The 16059-nt window shown below is 64.1% G+C and carries 14 protein-coding genes; 7 read left to right on the forward strand and 7 right to left on the reverse strand.

Annotation, left to right across the window (positions count from 1 at the left end; genetic code table 11):
- Positions 1-465: 465 nt before the first annotated feature.
- Positions 466-1581, forward strand: a complete 1116-nt coding sequence (locus ACFVTH_RS09950; protein ID WP_387089906.1) for a hypothetical protein — start codon at positions 466-468, stop codon at positions 1579-1581.
- Positions 1582-2085: 504 nt separating this feature from the next.
- Here the strand turns inward: ACFVTH_RS09950 and ACFVTH_RS09955 are convergent.
- Entirely contained in the window at positions 2086-2823 is a 738-nt protein-coding gene (locus ACFVTH_RS09955) for a nucleotide-binding protein (protein WP_387089909.1), read from the reverse strand.
- A 420-nt stretch (positions 2824-3243) separates the two neighbouring features.
- Here ACFVTH_RS09955 and ACFVTH_RS09960 point away from each other — a divergent pair, with 420 nt between their 5' ends.
- Positions 3244-4440, forward strand: a complete 1197-nt coding sequence (locus tag ACFVTH_RS09960) for a hypothetical protein (RefSeq protein ID WP_387089912.1) — start codon at positions 3244-3246, stop codon at positions 4438-4440.
- A 491-nt stretch (positions 4441-4931) separates the two neighbouring features.
- Here ACFVTH_RS09960 and ACFVTH_RS09965 read toward each other — a convergent pair whose 3' ends face one another.
- Positions 4932-5273, reverse strand: a complete 342-nt coding sequence (locus tag ACFVTH_RS09965) for a hypothetical protein (protein WP_387089915.1) — start codon at positions 5271-5273, stop codon at positions 4932-4934.
- A 626-nt stretch (positions 5274-5899) separates the two neighbouring features.
- On the opposite strand from ACFVTH_RS09965, the gene ACFVTH_RS09970 reads away from it, so the two are divergent.
- The gene (locus ACFVTH_RS09970; RefSeq protein WP_387089918.1) at positions 5900-6514 is read left to right on the forward strand and encodes a hypothetical protein; all 615 of its coding nucleotides are present in this window, start codon (positions 5900-5902) and stop codon (positions 6512-6514) included.
- 157 nt (positions 6515-6671) lie between these two features.
- Here the strand turns inward: ACFVTH_RS09970 and ACFVTH_RS09975 are convergent, their stop codons facing one another.
- A complete protein-coding gene (locus tag ACFVTH_RS09975; RefSeq protein ID WP_387089921.1) occupies positions 6672-7055 on the reverse strand; it encodes a hypothetical protein in 384 nt (127 codons plus the stop codon).
- 205 nt (positions 7056-7260) lie between these two features.
- Here ACFVTH_RS09975 and ACFVTH_RS09980 point away from each other — a divergent pair, with 205 nt between their 5' ends.
- Together ACFVTH_RS09980 and ACFVTH_RS09985 are read left to right on the forward strand one after the other, a co-directional pair.
- A complete protein-coding gene (locus ACFVTH_RS09980) occupies positions 7261-7704 on the forward strand; it encodes a hypothetical protein (RefSeq protein WP_387089924.1) in 444 nt (147 codons plus the stop codon).
- 107 nt (positions 7705-7811) lie between these two features.
- Positions 7812-8381 (forward strand): hypothetical protein, encoded by a 570-nt coding sequence (locus ACFVTH_RS09985; protein WP_387089927.1) that lies wholly within the window; start codon positions 7812-7814, stop codon positions 8379-8381.
- Between the two features lie 411 nt (positions 8382-8792).
- Here the strand turns inward: ACFVTH_RS09985 and ACFVTH_RS09990 are convergent, their stop codons facing one another.
- The 3 genes from ACFVTH_RS09990 to ACFVTH_RS10000 form a co-directional block, all read right to left on the reverse strand.
- Positions 8793-9059, reverse strand: a complete 267-nt coding sequence (locus tag ACFVTH_RS09990) for a hypothetical protein (protein WP_387089929.1) — start codon at positions 9057-9059, stop codon at positions 8793-8795.
- 362 nt (positions 9060-9421) lie between these two features.
- Positions 9422-10210, reverse strand: coding sequence for a hypothetical protein (locus ACFVTH_RS09995; protein WP_387089932.1), 789 nt, complete (start codon positions 10208-10210; stop codon positions 9422-9424).
- Positions 10211-10402: 192 nt separating this feature from the next.
- A complete protein-coding gene (locus ACFVTH_RS10000; protein ID WP_387089935.1) occupies positions 10403-10615 on the reverse strand; it encodes an antitoxin VbhA family protein in 213 nt (70 codons plus the stop codon).
- Between the two features lie 419 nt (positions 10616-11034).
- Between ACFVTH_RS10000 and ACFVTH_RS10005 the strand changes: the two genes are divergently transcribed.
- Positions 11035-11622, forward strand: coding sequence for a hypothetical protein (locus tag ACFVTH_RS10005; protein WP_387089938.1), 588 nt, complete (start codon positions 11035-11037; stop codon positions 11620-11622).
- A gap of 54 nt (positions 11623-11676) precedes the next feature.
- On the opposite strand, the gene ACFVTH_RS10010 is transcribed toward ACFVTH_RS10005, so the two are convergent.
- Positions 11677-14517 (reverse strand): glycoside hydrolase N-terminal domain-containing protein, encoded by a 2841-nt coding sequence (locus ACFVTH_RS10010; protein WP_387089941.1) that lies wholly within the window; start codon positions 14515-14517, stop codon positions 11677-11679.
- A 348-nt stretch (positions 14518-14865) separates the two neighbouring features.
- Between ACFVTH_RS10010 and ACFVTH_RS10015 the strand changes: the two genes are divergently transcribed.
- Positions 14866-15912, forward strand: a complete 1047-nt coding sequence (locus ACFVTH_RS10015; RefSeq protein ID WP_387089944.1) for a LacI family DNA-binding transcriptional regulator — start codon at positions 14866-14868, stop codon at positions 15910-15912.
- Positions 15913-16059: the final 147 nt, after the last annotated feature.

Below are 16059 nucleotides of genomic sequence, written 5' to 3' on the forward strand. Positions count from 1 at the left end.
GCTGCGACGTGCACTACGAGGTCGAACGCTGACTCCTTGTGCGGACTCGGTCGAAAGACGGCCAGCACGACGGGCCTTGACCGCTCTCGACTGTCCGATGCGGTGGAAAGCGGCGCAAGAATCGCAATGATCGCGGTCAAGATCGCCGCAAGCGCCACAACGGTCGCTTGCTGATCGCCGACCCATTCCCAGGCGCTTGCCGCTGCGCTCCAGATCCAGTCCCCGAGACCGGCAGGCTCCTGCGAAGGCCACGACGGTGGAGAAGGGCCGGGGCCGGTGCACGCATCACGACAGAGTAGTTCAGGGACAGGCGTTGTTGCCGACGCCCTGCTGACTGGACGGCTGCTCGGACACCGACGTGTCGCACCAGTCCACGAGGATAGATGCATGAGCGCATGCGACCGGGTCTTTGGTGACCTTAGGAGGACCAATTCGGCGCCAGCGTCGCATACTGAGAGTTCTGCGGTGTTCCTCAATCGGGTCGCCGGGGATTACTGGGACCAAGTCCGTGAACTCGTCGAGGATTGGGCGGCCCGCGTTCCGAGCGTTGCACGGAGAGACGTAGTCGCGAGGCTTCGTTCACCGCACGACCGTCAGTTCTCCGCAGCGTTCTGGGAGCTCTATCTTCACGAGACCTTCCTACGAGCGGGTTTCGAAGTGGAGTCACACCCGTCAGTCTCTGGCCCCAGGCCGCCCGACTTCCGGGTCACGCGCGGCAAGGAGCGCTTCTACGTTGAAGCCACCTGCGTATTCGGCACAGCGACGGGTTCGGGCGCCACCGCTCGCCGGCAAGCCCTCTATGAGGCCGTGGATCGTATCCACAGTCCCAACTTCTTCCTCTCCATAGATGTCGAATCGATCGGCGAAGCCGCGCCACGAACACGCCGCCTCAGGGCTGATCTCGAACGATGGCTATCCTCCTTAGATCCCGACAACATCGAACTCGTACTCGGTCGCGATCCAAGAGGACAGCGATTCGTCTGGGAAGAGCAAGGTTGGCGAGTTTGGTTTCGCCCAATTCCCGTTCGCATCGAGGCCCGCGGTGCTACCGACCATCGCGTGCTGGGAGTATTTGGCCCCGGGGAAGCACAGTGGCTTGACGACGCATCGGAGCTGCGCCGGACGATTCGGTCCAAAGGAAAGGCTTACGGAGTGCTGGATGCTCCGCTAGTCATTGCGGTGATGGTTGGCACTCCGTTCCACGACGAGGTTGACACCATCAGCGCTCTATATGGAACGTGGAAGGTCCAATTCGACATCAACAGTCCGGATGACGCGCGCTCGGTTCGAGGTCGGGACGGCTACTGGGGTTCACCCGATGAATGGAGACATACTCATGTGAGTGGAGTGCTCCTTGCCCACGCCGTCGCTCCTTGGCGCGTCGCGGACGAAGTGCCTGAACTTTGGGCACATCCGCGCGCGACGCAGCAGGTCAGTTCCCTACCCGTATGGCGATCTGCCGTGCTGGCTGATAATCGCATTGAACGCATCGAGCCAAGTCAACCAGCGAGCAGCTTCTACGGACTACCAGCAGGATGGCCTGAGGGAGAGCCGTTTTCTCGCGAGCACCTCGCCGACTAAACCAAGTGCTGGTCGACTTGTGAAACGCCTTTGACGGCTTCAGAGGCAGCGTAGATGTACCGGCAAACTGCCGACCGCGCCTCGCCCCGCGAGAAGTGCGCAGGCCGTACACCCAGGTTGCCAACTAGTCCTCGTTCGGGTCTGGACACAGTCCGCTTCGAGGGAGGTAGCGTGGGATGATCGGGCGGCGGGTGTCGCAATCGACCGCTAGATCCTGGGCTTCCTAGAAGTAACGTCCGATGCGATTTCCCGTAAAGAGTGTGGACCGGGCGGCAGCACTCGGCACTTAGAATTACTGCATCGTCGTACCGTAGGGCGGGTCTCACCGCCAGGAGCGGGTTGCAGGGCGCGATGCCTTGGTTTCACGACCTACGGGAAAGCGGTCGAGGCGCGGCGTTACCCGTCACGCTAGGCGGGTGCTCTCGGTCGAGCCCGAGTTGGAGCGCCGTCCCCCTGCAGGCCAGGACCGACATGGAACAGCCACCGCAGGGGGACATGCCTCGATTAAAACGGCGACTCTCCCACCGGTCTCCGGAGGCTGCTGTTCACGCGAAGACCCGCTGCCCTGAGTCGGGAGGCAAAGCGCCGGAGCTCTACGCGCGACGCCTCGGGTCGACCCTTCGCGAAGGTGAAGGGCTTGCGGCTCGGTGAGAGTAGCCGCAGGGTGGTCGGGCTGTTTGTCTTCACCGTCCATCCCTGTGCCACTGCGTTGGCGCATAAGAGGTCGAGTTCCCGATCGAGCGCCGTCAGCGGGGCACGGACGTCCCCCAGCCCTCTTTCCTGTAGGAGGGGTCCGAGGCTGCGCACTCGCTCCTCGACTTGGAGAGCGGCCGCGGTGACGGCAGCGCGCTGGCTTGCCTGGGCGTGGTAAGGCAGTCGGGTCAGGCCAAGGACGTCGGTGGGCAGCTTCAAGTCGCCAGTCGCTAGGAGGTACGTGCGCTCACGGCCGAGCGCGCCGGCGAACAATCCGAACTCCAGAACGATGTTGTCGCGGGCGGAAGGCTTCGTCTCACCGCGGCTAACCGTCGTGTCATCGGGCGTCGCGACCAGCACAGCAAAGTCCACGCTTTTCGCCGTGGAGATGAGGGAGTCGAGCGTGTACCCGCCCGGCTCGAACACGCTCTGGTCCCAGCGCACCACCTCACATACGTCGCCCAGCTCCGCCTGCAGATGACGGGCCACGTCGCGCCCCTCCGACGACGAACCAAGGAACAGGCGGACAAGCGGGGACGAAGCGGACACGACCTAACCATACGAGACACCGCAGCCGGGTGGCCTGCGCCGACGCGGGTCGTAACCTGCCGCACAGTAGTCGACCTCAGGAAGTCGGGCGGAACAAAGGCCTCTTCTGGGCTTTCTACGCAGACGTTCTTTAACCCGCGCTTTCCCCGTTCCCGCCCTGCAGCGCAGGAGAGTCGCCGGAACGATGTCCGTATAGGAGAGTGCTGCCATAGGCCACTCTTAGGCAACCGGCTGCCCTCTTTCTCGAAGTGATTCGTTGTTGGACTCGGAACGTTCGGAGGGTGAGGTCAGGTTTTGGGAACGAGCTGAGTAGGAACCCGAAGAGCGCGACCGGACATATCCATGTGTGGCGCGTGAAATCGTGCCCAGATCAGAGGAGATCGAATGAGATCGCGATATCTAGATACTGATGGGCCCAGTATGACCCGCAAGACCTCAGGGGCAATTCTCTGTGCTGCCCTACTCCTCCTCGCGGGAGTCCTTCAAACTGGTGTTCAACCTGCCGCCGCGGCCGAGAGCGAGGGCGGTGCTCCTTCGCCTGAGCTGTACGTGACTGTGCCCTTCGCCCATCCGGTCGCGCTCGACCAAGCGATCAAGACAACCCGGGTCGATGGGTCGGACGTCCTGTCGTACAGGTTCGAAAACCCCGAGGTGGTTGGCGAATACTCCCCAGCGAGTCAGACTCCGGCTGAGTTTCTCGCATTGTTTCGGGAGCAGTTCGGGACCGATCCGCAGATTGCTGCGGTCGTCATCCAGCGACCAAACATCGGCGATATTGCACAGTCGACCGCACGGGCCCATCGACCGATCCCGACCGATGCGCCGGAGTTCCGTGCGGCACCCGTGGCGATCGACAGCATTGCCAACATCGAGTCACGGAACCGTTCGTGGCACGATGCGGGGAAGGCACCTGCACCGAGGAAGGCTGAGGCCACGCTCGCTTCCACACGCTGGGATCCGGATCAGGCAGACATCCAAATCTTCCGACCGAATCAGGGAAGCGTGCTCTTCCAGCAGTACTACGCCTGGGTCAGCCTTGCCACCTCTCCAAACCGCGTGCCCGCTCACTGGGGGCTCGAGTTTGAAGTGAACATTTACACCAACCAGCAGACCGGTGCCACCCGGCCGTGGTGTTCGGGCGCATACCGTGAAGATCCGTTTGCGAAGAACTACCAGTGGACCTGGTGGGTCAGCGTCGCCGGCCCCAATGGGAATCTCGCGCCTGGCGCCGCGGACCTCGGGGCCTACGCCGATTACAACGATTCGCTTGACCCGTGCAATAGGAACTCGATGGCGATCGGGCTCGCAAATCCCCGGGCGATTCCAATTTGGTCAGGTCAGACCGTCTATCAGCTCAACGCCGTGATCGTTGCGCCACGGGGTGAGGACGAGACGGGTCGCATTGGCGGCAACGTCCAAGCGGTAACCACGACTCGGTGCGAAGACTTGCCATCAATGTCGCTTACCGACTGCATGGGTGTGGTCACGGGCGTCTGGCCCGGGCCGGGCGATCGGAACCGCGCGACTCTGTCGGAATCGCGAAATTGGATCGCACCCTCGAAGTGCTGGCTTTCGCTGAACTATGGCAGCACTGCACCCCAGCCCTACCAGTGCTGATTTAGCGGTGGGCCGATTCTTGGACGTGCACCTGACGGTTCAGGCGCACGTCCAAGAACACCCCGACTAGCACCACCGCAACAGAAACGCAGACAAAAACTGTCGGCGCAGGGAAGTACGCGTTGAAGGCCAACTCGCCGCCGCTTGGAAGACTCCAGCTGCAGTTCACACCAACTGGAAAGGCGATCGGGGTCTGTTGTGGGCTTGTCTCGTTGACGACGGCCAGCACGTCCGCAGGTATCTCAGTGTGGAGGCACGTTGACGGAGAGTAGACCAGTATCGCCGTCGAGACGTAGGTGATCAAGAGAAGTAGCAGGCCAGCGAGCGCTACGACCAACCCACGAACTGATCTCGGCTGCATCTATGCCCCCAAATTCAGGTTCTCGTTGGACCGGCAAGGTTCAGTCAACTCTAACTACCGACCCCCCGCTTGAGCGGGCTTCGAAAGGAGGCGACTCACCTGGGCCGCTGCCTTGCCCCTGCGGAAGGAGTCATGCGGAAGTGAGCGCGGTGCTGATGATGTCGCGAACGTCGGCGTCGTCTACGGCGCCATCAGCCACGTACGGATCCCACCGGTCCACCTGGGACAGCACCCATTCCCAGTGCGCGAGGCGCAGCGTGATCGCCAACGGATGCTCCCGAGGCGGCCAACCGAACCCGTCACAATCACCCTCATACGAGGCTGACGCCCTCCATCCTGCGTCTCGGACGCAGGAGCCAGCGATCACCGCCTCCATAACTCCCTCGACCACATCGACCGCCATCGAATTGTCGACGCACCCGTCGATGCGTTGCCACAACCGCACGATGATCTCGATCGTCAGATAGCGCACGCGGCAATCCTCGCAGACAGCTGCGCGCGTGTTGAGGATTATCAGACGCGCTTCCGAGCTGCGTAGAGGCGTCCTCGGACTTCGATGTTGATGAGATCCGCCAGCAGCGCCGCTCTATCCACGTACTCGAGCTGAGAGCGACTCATGAGAACGTCTGTGGCGTGATAGACCCGGAAGCTACGGCCTTCGCAGTGAATCTGAGTTGGTCGGCTACCTCGGCCGAGGTCCGATGGAGGCCAAGTCCAAACATCGTGCGAGTGCTCTGTCCACCCTTCGTCACGTCGAGACCGCAGGCCCCGACGTTTCAGTAGCTCATCCATGACGGGATCGTATGGAGCGACAAATGATGCGATGACCAAGTGGCTTCCTTTCTTTCGGTGCCGAATCGATCCTTCCCATTGCCCGCGCAAAAACGCGCCGAAATGTAGCGCCGGGAGCCGCTACGACACAACACCGCCAACACGCAACCAGGCCGATGTCGCACCCGTTGCATCTGTAGCAGGGTTCACGGGTTCCTGTTCCAATCCTGGTGTCGGGGGCCAAGGCATTCGGGCGGGAAACGTGGCGGGGCCTCACGTCGTCAGTGGTCGACGTCATCCTGGAAGGAACCGAGGATGGGGGAAGGCATGGATGCAGGCTGGTGGCAGGTCATCGTCGCGGCGGTGAGCGTCGCGGTCACTTTGCTGCTGGCCTGGGGCTCGAGCTCTAGCGCACGAGTGAAGCGCAGGGGCGAGCAGGCGCAGATCAGCTTCGACCTCGCACGCGAGCTCCGCATGATGCAGGCGGCCGAGGCCGACCGACGCCCCACGACGACGCCCGACCCAGCGACGGCCGCGCTCGTCGAACGTATGGACGATGCCGCCCGATTCCTCGCCTCCGAGTACTCGAAGGCAGTCGTGCGAGTGTGGCGAGCCGAGTTCACCGTCTTTTCGCTCGTCTACAGCGTTATCTTGGCGGTTTACAGCACGTGGGCGACTTACCAGGCGCTCGAGTACAGCAACGGCAGCGTATGGGCCGCCGTCGTAATGATGGTCCTGAGCGGGATCCTCCTCGTCCTTGGGATCGTCGGCTGGGTTTCAGCAGTGAACAAGCGGTCGCGGCTGCGGGCGGCCGGCATCGAGGTCAAGACACTCTGGGCCGAGTTCGAGGGCACCTACCGGTTCTTCCATGTCGAATTCGCTAAGAGCCGCCAGCGGCGCGAGTTGCGCGCGGCGGCAGCTGCCGCGAGAGTCGGCGAGTAGGCGCTTTCAGACACACTGCCGATGTACGAACTCTGTTCGTTGGCGAGGGAGCTGTCGAAGTCTACCGACGACATGCTCAGGGCACGTCGGCCCGCACCGGCCGCTTAGTCAGGCACTGAGGTCGGTCCCAGGGCTCTGCAGCGCGGCCCAATAGTGGCTAGGTAGGGAAGTCGAACGTTGCACTGTCACCGTCGAGCGATGCGACCTGGATCGTGAACGCACCGCCTTCCTTGCAGTACACGACGAAAGCATCCGACGCGGTCTCGCCGGGCTCGAGCACCTCCGGGAACTCGCCGATCACATAACCCCGGTACTTTGTCGTCTCTGAGTCGCTACTGAATGGAAGATCCCACTCGATTGGATGGGCGCCAATGAAAACCGACAGATCGTTCGGGGTGAACTGGACGGGCGTCGTGCTGACGTTCTCGATGCGCACCCCAATTCCGCAATAGCCATCGAAGTGCCTGATCTCTTCCGCCGAGATGCGAAGGTGCTCGGTCGTCCTTACCTCCGCATACGACAGCAGCCGCAGCTCGAACATGCTGCACCCTGACAGCAGCCCTACGGAAACAAGCCCGACGACTAACCCAACCGAGCTTCGCGCCACCGGGTATCCTCGCACCATCTCCCGAATGTATCGATCCGGGTTTTTGCAGCTTGGACTTGTCAGGATGCCTGGTGCCGTCGTGAGTGCCGCTGTCTTCAGCTTTGGCCTGCGAGCGGGCCGAAGGCGATAGATTCGCCACATGATCACGACCCGAACCGCACGGGACACACGGTTCAGCGGCAGCCTCCGCAGTTCGCCCCATCGCACGTGGCAATCGCGCCCCGCTACTGGGATCACGTCGTTCATCGTTCTGGCGCTCTTCGCGATGGTGGCGGCATGCATCCCCACGGGGCTGCTCGCCGTGAGTCTCGACGCGTACTGGGGTTATGTTGCTGCAACGCCCGAACACGGCGACCAGGCCACAGCAAACGCAGACCAAGAGCTTTTCGGTGTCGGGCTCAGCTCATTCCTGCTCGTCCTGTTCTGGCTACTCATGACGGGCTTTGCGGCATCGATCGCTGCCGCTACCGGCGCGCCGGTTCTCCGGACATCGGTGATCGTCGGAGTGGGTCTCGCGTTGTTCATGGGCATCATGCTGTTTCTCTGGCTGACCATCGGAACAGTCCCGGTGGGAGCTTGGTGAAGCAACCACAGAAGCCGCATGGGGACCTTCGACGGGCTCCTCGCCGTGGCTTGATCACGGGAGAGCCGGGGGTTTGCAGAGTTGACCTCGCGCGATAAATTCGCCCCATGATGAAGAACCCGACTGGCCGCGTCGCCCTTACCGCGCTGCTGATCTTGCCCTTGCTCACTGGCTGTACCGCTGTGGACACCTCGTCCCTACTCAACACTGACACGACCTCGAACGCTGACGCCCCCGTTCCAATCGAAGGGGACACGGACGGCAACGGCGAACTCTCCGAGTTCGAGAAGCAGGTACTCGAGCGGAATGCACCCCGGGACATCACCCTGCACGATGGCACCGCCGTCGTCGTGACTCCCGGACAACCTCTCCCGCAGCAGGTCATCGACCAGATCGTCGCCGACGCGGCGCCCGGCGCTGCGAAGGCACAGACCGATGACGAGTTTGCGCCCATGGCGGGTATAAGAAGTATCCGCGAGGTGGCGAGCACGTATGCGGACCAGATTGGTCGCACCGTCGTCATCGTCTACTGGGGCTCCGGAGCCTGGAGCACGATCTCATCGGTCGACGCATCCGGCGGGACGGAGCTAGCTGGCACCAGCGACCAAGACGCGATGGTCGCGGCAGCTACCGACTGGGCGGAAACCCACGACGCCTACGTCGTCGTCGTCGACTAGCTACACATATGGGCGATTCGGTCGACCAGCCACGTGAGCTACCGCGACACCGGAACGGGGAGCCGTCAACGAATCTCGCCGCAGACGAGCTCTCATCCCTCACGTGATCGACTGTCCGATCGGGCCAGACCTACGATGACGGATATGCGACGTTCACGGCGCTTGGCCACAGTCAGTCTTTCCTTCCTGGTTGGGGCCTGCTTGACAGGGTGTGCTACTGCGACGACAGCTCCAGCGTCGGCCGCAACTTCAACGTCTTCACAAACCTCGCGGCCAACTGTCGATTTGTCCGACCTCACGATCGCATTCACGTCGGATGACGAGGCAAAGTGCGATGACCCGTCGGTCGTGGCAGCTGTTGAAGCCGCACGCGGAACATCGGCCGACACCACCCCGAGCGGGCTGCTCGCACTACCTCAGACCCTCGCCAGGCTTGGGATGCCGGCCGAGGACGTTCAAGCGCAGTTCGACGGATGGGAATCGTTGTCCTCCGAGGAGCGACAGTTTCAACTCTGCTTGAACGCCGCCGAAGGCGAGTTCGAGAAGTGAATCGCCGGCCGCGGGTTGTGCATAATCCGTGCTCGGTAGTGTCATGAACGTGACCGATATGGATCCACGATTCGACCGTGCGTTCCAGCGCAGGTCATCGACCCGAGTCGTCTGGGTCATGCTGGCCATCGCAGGGATCCTTCCCGCCTCTATCCTCACGGGTCTGCGAGTGCGAGAACACTTCTGTTCACCATCATTTCGACCGCTTGGACGTAGGAGCACTTGGCCTTCTCAACATCGTGTTGAACCAACTCTCCGTCAGCGGCAGCAATCTCGGCTTCCGCTTCCCAACCGCGGCCCTGAATAGGATCTGATTCCCATCTTGATCTGGATCGCCTCTGCGGCGATCGCCGCCGAGTCACGAGTCTCGCGCTCATCATGCTCAGAACACGTCGGTCCGCACCAGCCGCCGAGTCAGGTGCTGAGGTCGATCCCAGAGCTCTGCGGGCCCAATAGCAGCGAGCTCGTCAAGAGAGGCTACGCGCCAGCTACTATGCGGCGCTAATCAGCCCGTCCCGTGCCCATTGGACGATGGTGACCGCGAGTCCGACGACAGCTGCGGCTTCGGTGAGCGTTGGGGTTCGACGTACACCGGCGCCGTGTCGGTCTGGGTTGGGCCACATGAGACGGATCATGCCTTCGAGGGTCTGAACCGACTGCTCAGGTCCTTCTGGGGATTCCAAGGCGACGACGAATTTGTGGGGCGTGGCCCGTAGAGTGCCGGCGACAGCGCCGAGGTTCGCTTTGGCCTTGCCGGGCACGATCAAAGGGATGAGGATTTCCTCTACGGCCTTGATTGCATGGTCCCAAGCGTCGGAGGCATCGGGATGGAGGCCATAGGTCTTTGACCACGCTTCAGCGAGTTCTGCACTTGCAAGCTCCTCGACGCTGAGGATCCGATCCAACGCCTTCCCCGCAGTTGCGTCCACTCTGCGCTCGAGGCCCCGATCGTCCTGACGCACCGTCCAAGCGGAGTGCCCTTCAGCCAGCGTCTCCCGAAGTGACCCCGGGGACATCAAGCCGGGGCCCTTGTGGAGGACCGCATCAAGCACATCGAACATCACGGCGTCGTCCCTAGATGCCGCGTTGACCAGACGGGACATCATGTCCTGTCGGGCGCCCCGGGGCACGTCCAACTCGCACATCAACGCGATCGACATCACATAATCAGCGCGGATTCCATCGCGATGACGGTACCCAAAGACACCTTCAAGCCAGTACGCCAAAGACCGAGTGAGCTGCGGAGAAACATCTTCGCGAAGTGACGCCGGTGCGATCATCCCTCGCCTCACGGATAGTCGTTGCCAATCTGTCACACATGAAGTATCTCCAAATCGTCCTCAGCATGCTCAGTACGCGCTCAGCGGAGTGTTGACGCGCAGCCGGGGTGCTCGAGATCAGTTACCCGGTGCGCCTGAGAGCGTGAGGCCGGATCTCGGGATATGCGGTCCCAAGTGCAACTGGCGACGGTGTCACCTCGGCGTGAAGGTCGACGGGTAAAGGCGACCGATCGCTTCGCGCATCTCGACAAGAGTAATCTCGCCATTTGCCCATTGCTGGTGGACCGCTTCAGCATCTGCCGGGACGCTGCCGCCATCCAACTCAATCGAGTGCCGGGTGTCGGCCAGGATCTCAAGCCGACGCGCGAATTCGTCGGGACTGATCGATGCTGGCTTCACGTTCATGAAAGCAGTTTGCCTCAAAGGGGCGCAGCTGAATTGAAAGCCAGTGACCGGTAGCGCGGCAATCGGCTTCAGTCGGCTGATTAGTGCGGGCATTCCTGACCACATTCTGACCACAATCCAGCGTCATTGTCGGCGTCACAGAATGAGTCAAGTGATCAGGAATGCCCGCGATCCTGCCCATCTGCCGATGCTCGCCTACGGATGCGCGGGATCGATACGAGCACACGGCTCATAATCGTGGTGTCGCGGGTTCGAGTCCCGCCCTCGCTACCAGAAGCCCGGAATTCCAGTGGAGTTCCGGGCTTTTCGTGTTTCTCGGGCCGTTGCGGTCGAGGCCGAGCCGGCGGTGCCGCCGGCGGTGCGGCGTCGTGCGTCGGAGCCGGTCGTCGAGCGCCGTTCGGTGCGCTTAGGATGCGTCCATGACCTTCTGGCAGGAGTATCAGGGCTTCGTCATCGTCGGCGCGATCATCGTGCTCGGCATCATCCTGGTCGCCGTGCGCGGGTGGGTGCGCCGCACGTCGGCGTCGGCCGCCGACGCCGCCCGGACGGGCAAGACGTGGCAGGACTCGAGCGGCTCGGGCGTCGATGCCAAGCTGGCGTCGCTCGCGACCGTCGTGCGGTTCGACGTCGACCTCGACACCGCGGCCGCCGCGCTCGACGGCGCGAAGCTGCCTCGTTTCTGGGAGCACCCGTCCCGCCTCGAGTGGCACCAGAAGGCCTCGAAGATCGAGGCGGTCGCCTCGACGGTCGCGCGGCTCGAATCCGGCCCGGCCGGCACCCGGCTGGTGCTCGTGCGCGGTGCCGACATGAGCGGAGTCCCGGTCAGCGAGCCCGACTGGCGCAAGCTGCGCGCGAGCGCGCTCACGGCGGCGCAGGCGGCCGGCGTCCCGGCGAGCGAGGAGGTCTCGGGCCAACTCGTCCGCACGCCGACCACCGACGTGTCGGGGCTCGAGCCCGGTGCCGCCTCCCGGAGCCCGCACCTCTGGCTGCGAGCGGCGGGCAGCTGACGCGCGTCGCAAGGTGCGCCCGGTGACGGAGATCACCGGGCGCACCGTGCGGACTCAGCGGTAGGAATCCGCGAGCGCCTTCAACGCGTCGACCAGTCCTGCACTCGCCTTGCCCTTACGGGCGGCGTTCTCGAGCTGCGCGATGATCGCGCGGCTCGACGCGGACGTCGACTCGAGGTGCTGTGCCTGGGCGAGGTGCCCCCGAACCTGCTCGGCGGCCGCGGCGGTGATCTCGCCGAGGCTCTCGGCGCGGTCGACGTGCCACCCGGCATTGTCGAAGCCCGGGCCGTCGGGCTCGAAGGCGATCGTGTAGGTCTCGCCCACGGTCGTCTCGAACGAGATCTCATCGGAGCCGTCGGCCGCCACCGCGACGAGCCTGCCCTCGGAGTCCTTAACGGTCGTCTCGGCGACGCCCGGGTAGTCACCCACGAAGGTGCCGCCGTTGCGTGCGGTCACCTCGAACTGCGTCGCTTCGCCGTCGCTCCAGTCCATGCCGATCACGAAGTTGCCGCGAGCCACGAGACCGTCGACACTGCCGTCCTTCCACGCGTTCGGCAGGGCCGGGAGGAACTGCGTGTAGCCGAGCTGGCTCTGTACGAGCATCTCGGTCATCCCCGCGGTGAGGCCGAAGTTGCCATCGATCTGGAACGGCGGGTGGGAGTCCAGCAGGTTGTCCATCAGCCCGTTGCGGTTGCCGGCGAGCATTGCGCGCACCATCGAGTACGTGTCCTCAGCGAGGCCGGTCCGGGCGTACATGTTGATCTTCATCGCCTTGGACCAGCCGGTGCCGTTCAGGCTTCGTTGCTCGAGTGACGTGATGGCGGCATCCATCCACTCGGGAGTGTCTTTGCTGATCAGCGTGCCCGGGAACAGGCCGACGAGCTGAGACGTATGGCGGTGGACCGAACCCTGGTTGGCGGAACCTCCCGCTCCGAAGTTCCAGATGTTCTCCTCCGGCAGGTCGCCGGCTTGCGCCTTGCCGAGCGAGGTCTCCTCGTACCACTCCTTCACCTGGCCCTGCTGCCCGATCGCGATGGGATCGAGCTGCGACTGCTTGTCGTGCCACACGGTGCGCAGCTCGGCGTCGACGCCGAGCTTCTCGGAGGCCTCGATCGCCATTCGATAGAGCTCCCACACCAGCGACTGATCGTAGGCGGTCCCCACGGCGGTCGGGCCGTGTTCGGCCGAGACTCCCGGGGCGACGGTCAGCCGCTGCTGGTACGGGCTGTACCAGAGGTACTCGTTCCAGAACTCGGCCATCTCCTTGAGCATGGGATACGCGGTGTCGCGCAGGTAGGCCTCGTCGCCCGTGAAGAGGTAGTAGTCGTAGAGGTTCTGCATGGCCCACGACGATCCGCCGATGTTCCAGCCGTACTCCTGGGAGCCGATGGGGGCGGTGTGCCCGAACGGGTTCACCTGCGTGTTGATGAGGAAGCCGTTGCCGTCTCCGATTGGCGTGTTCACGAAGTCCTCGGTCTTCACCGCTGCTGATCGTTCGGCCGTCAGACGGCCCGGGATCACGAGCGACTCGACGTACTCGTTGAAGGGCACTTGCGTCTCGGCGAGGTTGGTGATCATCGCTGGCCAGTAGTTCATCTGCACATTGACGTTGAAGTGGTAGTCGGCGCCCCAGAAAGCGTTCGCACTGCCGATCATCCAGAGGCCGCAGAGGTTCGTGGGAAGGTCCCCGATCCGTGAGCCGGCGATGCTGAGGTATCGGCCGAACTGGTACGCCAACTGGTCGACCGCGAGATCGTGCTCGCCGGCGCGGTAGTCGCGCATCAGCTGATCGGTCGGGATGTCGGGCACCGTCGCGCCCACGTCGAAGTTCACCCGGGAGAACAGCTCCTGGTAGTCGGCGAGGTGACGTTCGAGTACCACGTCGTACCCGTCGGCCACGGCGGAGTCCACACGCTGGGTGAGCTCGGCGTGAGGATCCTCGCCCCGGTACGTCGGGTACTCGTTCTCGTAGTCCGTCCCGGTCGAGTAGACGAGCGTCACCTCGTCGGCGGCGGTGACCGTCAGCGTGCGGCCATCGCTGCTCGAGACCGTTCCGCCCCGGTTCGCGAGCTTGAGCTGCATCTCGGCGTGCATCTGGTTGTCAGCGACCTGCCCCGCGAGGGTGACCCGCTTCTCGTCCGCGTCGGCCGTGGTCGTCGTGCTCAGCCCGCTCGCCGCCGCGGTCGATGTCGTGAAGCTGAGCTTCCCCGGTTCAGACGCGGTCAGGCGAACCACCGCGACCTGGTCGGGGTAGCTCACGAAGTACTCGCGCTCGTAGTGCACGCCGTCGTGGTCGAAGTTCACGCTCGAGACCGCAGTGGTGAGGTCGAGGTCCCTGACGTAGTTCGACGCGGAGTCGTCGGTGATTCCAGCGGCGCCGAAGTCGAGGTAGAGATCGCCGAAGTCCTGGTACATGCCCATGCCGCCGGTGTTGCCGAACATGAGGTTCGTGAGTTGGCGGTTGGCGCCCGTCGTGCCGGTGGCGGGGAGGCCGAAGACGTTCGTCGCCTTGTTGTCGAGTGCCTGTCGGTAGGTCTCGAGCTGCTCGGGCGTGAGGGCCGTGGCCTTGTTGCCGCCGAGGTAGGTTCGGCCGGCGGCGGGGCCGCCTCGCCACAGCGTCTTCTCGTTGAAGTGCAGCCGCTCGCGCCCCGGGTTGCCGAACGCCATGAGGCCGGTGGTGCCGTTGCCCTGCACGAGCGCCTGGTTCTCCCAGTCGGAGACGGGTGCGGTGTACCACATGCGCAGCGCGTCGCCGTTGGACTCCGCGGCCTGCGCAGGCGCCGAGGACTCGTTCATCGGCGAGCCGAACGCACTCGGAGCGGTGATGGCGGAACCCAGCAGCGGCAGTGCGATGAGCGCCGCCAGCGCCGGGAGGACTCTACTTCGAAGGAACATGCCGACCTCTTCACGGTATCGATCGGCGAGCTCCGACGGACCCGCTCGCCTCGCGAGGGGCGCGCACGACAGGGCTCGCGCGATCAGCTGATGACGGCCGATGGAACTGCGCGAGAGATCTGATGATTCATCGTGGTTTCGCGAACCCCATTGGCCTCGAAACGTGCAACTTCTCAGGCGAGTATGCCGGATTTCGCGGCCGGGCGTCAATGGAGCGAGCCGGTTCCGGCCATTAAAGATCCGATGTGTCGGATGCGTGTGGACCTCTCGGTGAGAATCCCGCAACGACTTCGGCGGATCGCCTCCGGCGCGCCGGTACAGTCGGACGGTGACCTTGATGAGGATGCCATGGCGACGCGTCGCAGGTCGGTGACGCTCGAGGCCGTCGCCGAGCGCGCCGGCGTCTCGTTGAAGACGGCGTCGAACGCCGTCAACGGCACGGGTCGCATGGCCGACGCCACGCGCGAGCGCGTGCTCGCCGTGGTCGCCGAGATGGAGTACAAGGTCAACGTCGCGGCCCGCAACCTGACCCTCGGCCGCACGGGCGCGGTGACCCTCGCGCTGCCGACGCTCAAGGCGGCCTACCTCGCCGAGCTCGCCGAGGGGGTCATGGTCGCGGCGCGCGAGCTCGATCTCGTGGTCTACGTGACGACCGTGCCCGACGACGCCACCCACGGCTCGCGCGACTACCTGCGGCGATTCAACGTGCACCAGAGCGACGGGCTGCTGTTCTCGATGGCCGAGCAGGAGCAGCTCGGGCCCGAGGACTTCGAGGTGGACTACCCGCTGGTCTGCCTCGGCTCGCGCAGCGTCTTCGGGGTCGTCGACCGTGTGTCGACCGACGACGTCGCCGACGCCCGCGCCGCGGCGGCGTACCTCTACGACCGCGGCAGCACCTCGATCGGCATCGTCGGCGCGCGCGTGCCGTTCGACGCGGCGACGATCGCGACCGAGACGCAGGGCAACGCCGAGCAGCGCATGCGTGGTGTGCTCGAGGCATCCCTCGCGGTGGGACGGTCGATCGACCCGCGCCTCGTCGGCGTGACCGGCTACGACTGGGGCATCGGCAAGGGCTTCCGCGCGACCCGCGAGATCATCGCCTCGGGCGTCCCGTTCGACGGCCTGGTCTGCCTCAACGACGGACTGGCGGTCGGGGCGATCTCGGCGCTCCTCGAGCACGGCCTGCGGGTGCCCGACGACGTCCAGGTGATCGGCTTCGACAACATCGAGGAGTCGGCATTTCTCACGCCCTCGCTCACGACGATGGACTCCCGCATCGAATGGATCGCCCGCACCGCGCTCGAGCGGCTCGTCGCCCGGATCGACGGCGAGCAGGGGAGGCCGACCGACCTGGTGGCCCGCTCCCGCCTGCTCACGCGCGGCACGACCCGCTGAGGCCGACGGTCGCGACTCCGCGCTTGCATGACGTCCGGTGCGGAGTTATATTGCTCTGGTGCACCGCTGGTACAGCGCTGTACCAAGTACCTGCAATGACGGAGGGAAACACTCGATGACGCCGCTGGACCACGCCGCACCGCGACG

Source organism: Agromyces sp. NPDC058104 (assembly GCF_042884835.1).
Classification (GTDB): Bacteria; Actinomycetota; Actinomycetes; order Actinomycetales; family Microbacteriaceae; genus Agromyces.

Bases quoted from the DNA above. Each gene is read 5' to 3' on its own strand.
- ACFVTH_RS09960 (WP_387089912.1), top strand. From the start codon at position 3,244: ATGACCCGCAAGACCTCAGGGGCAATTCTCTGTGCTGCCCTACTCCTC.
- ACFVTH_RS09970 (WP_387089918.1), top strand. From the start codon at position 5,900: ATGGATGCAGGCTGGTGGCAGGTCATCGTCGCGGCGGTGAGCGTCGCG.
- ACFVTH_RS09975 (WP_387089921.1), bottom strand. From the start codon at position 7,055: ATGTTCGAGCTGCGGCTGCTGTCGTATGCGGAGGTAAGGACGACCGAG.
- ACFVTH_RS09980 (WP_387089924.1), top strand. From the start codon at position 7,261: ATGATCACGACCCGAACCGCACGGGACACACGGTTCAGCGGCAGCCTC.
- ACFVTH_RS09985 (WP_387089927.1), top strand. From the start codon at position 7,812: ATGATGAAGAACCCGACTGGCCGCGTCGCCCTTACCGCGCTGCTGATC.
- ACFVTH_RS09990 (WP_387089929.1), bottom strand. From the start codon at position 9,059: ATGGCCAGCATGACCCAGACGACTCGGGTCGATGACCTGCGCTGGAAC.
- ACFVTH_RS09995 (WP_387089932.1), bottom strand. From the start codon at position 10,210: ATGATCGCACCGGCGTCACTTCGCGAAGATGTTTCTCCGCAGCTCACT.
- ACFVTH_RS10000 (WP_387089935.1), bottom strand. From the start codon at position 10,615: ATGAACGTGAAGCCAGCATCGATCAGTCCCGACGAATTCGCGCGTCGG.
- ACFVTH_RS10005 (WP_387089938.1), top strand. From the start codon at position 11,035: ATGACCTTCTGGCAGGAGTATCAGGGCTTCGTCATCGTCGGCGCGATC.
- ACFVTH_RS10010 (WP_387089941.1), bottom strand. From the start codon at position 14,517: ATGTTCCTTCGAAGTAGAGTCCTCCCGGCGCTGGCGGCGCTCATCGCA.
- ACFVTH_RS10015 (WP_387089944.1), top strand. From the start codon at position 14,866: ATGGCGACGCGTCGCAGGTCGGTGACGCTCGAGGCCGTCGCCGAGCGC.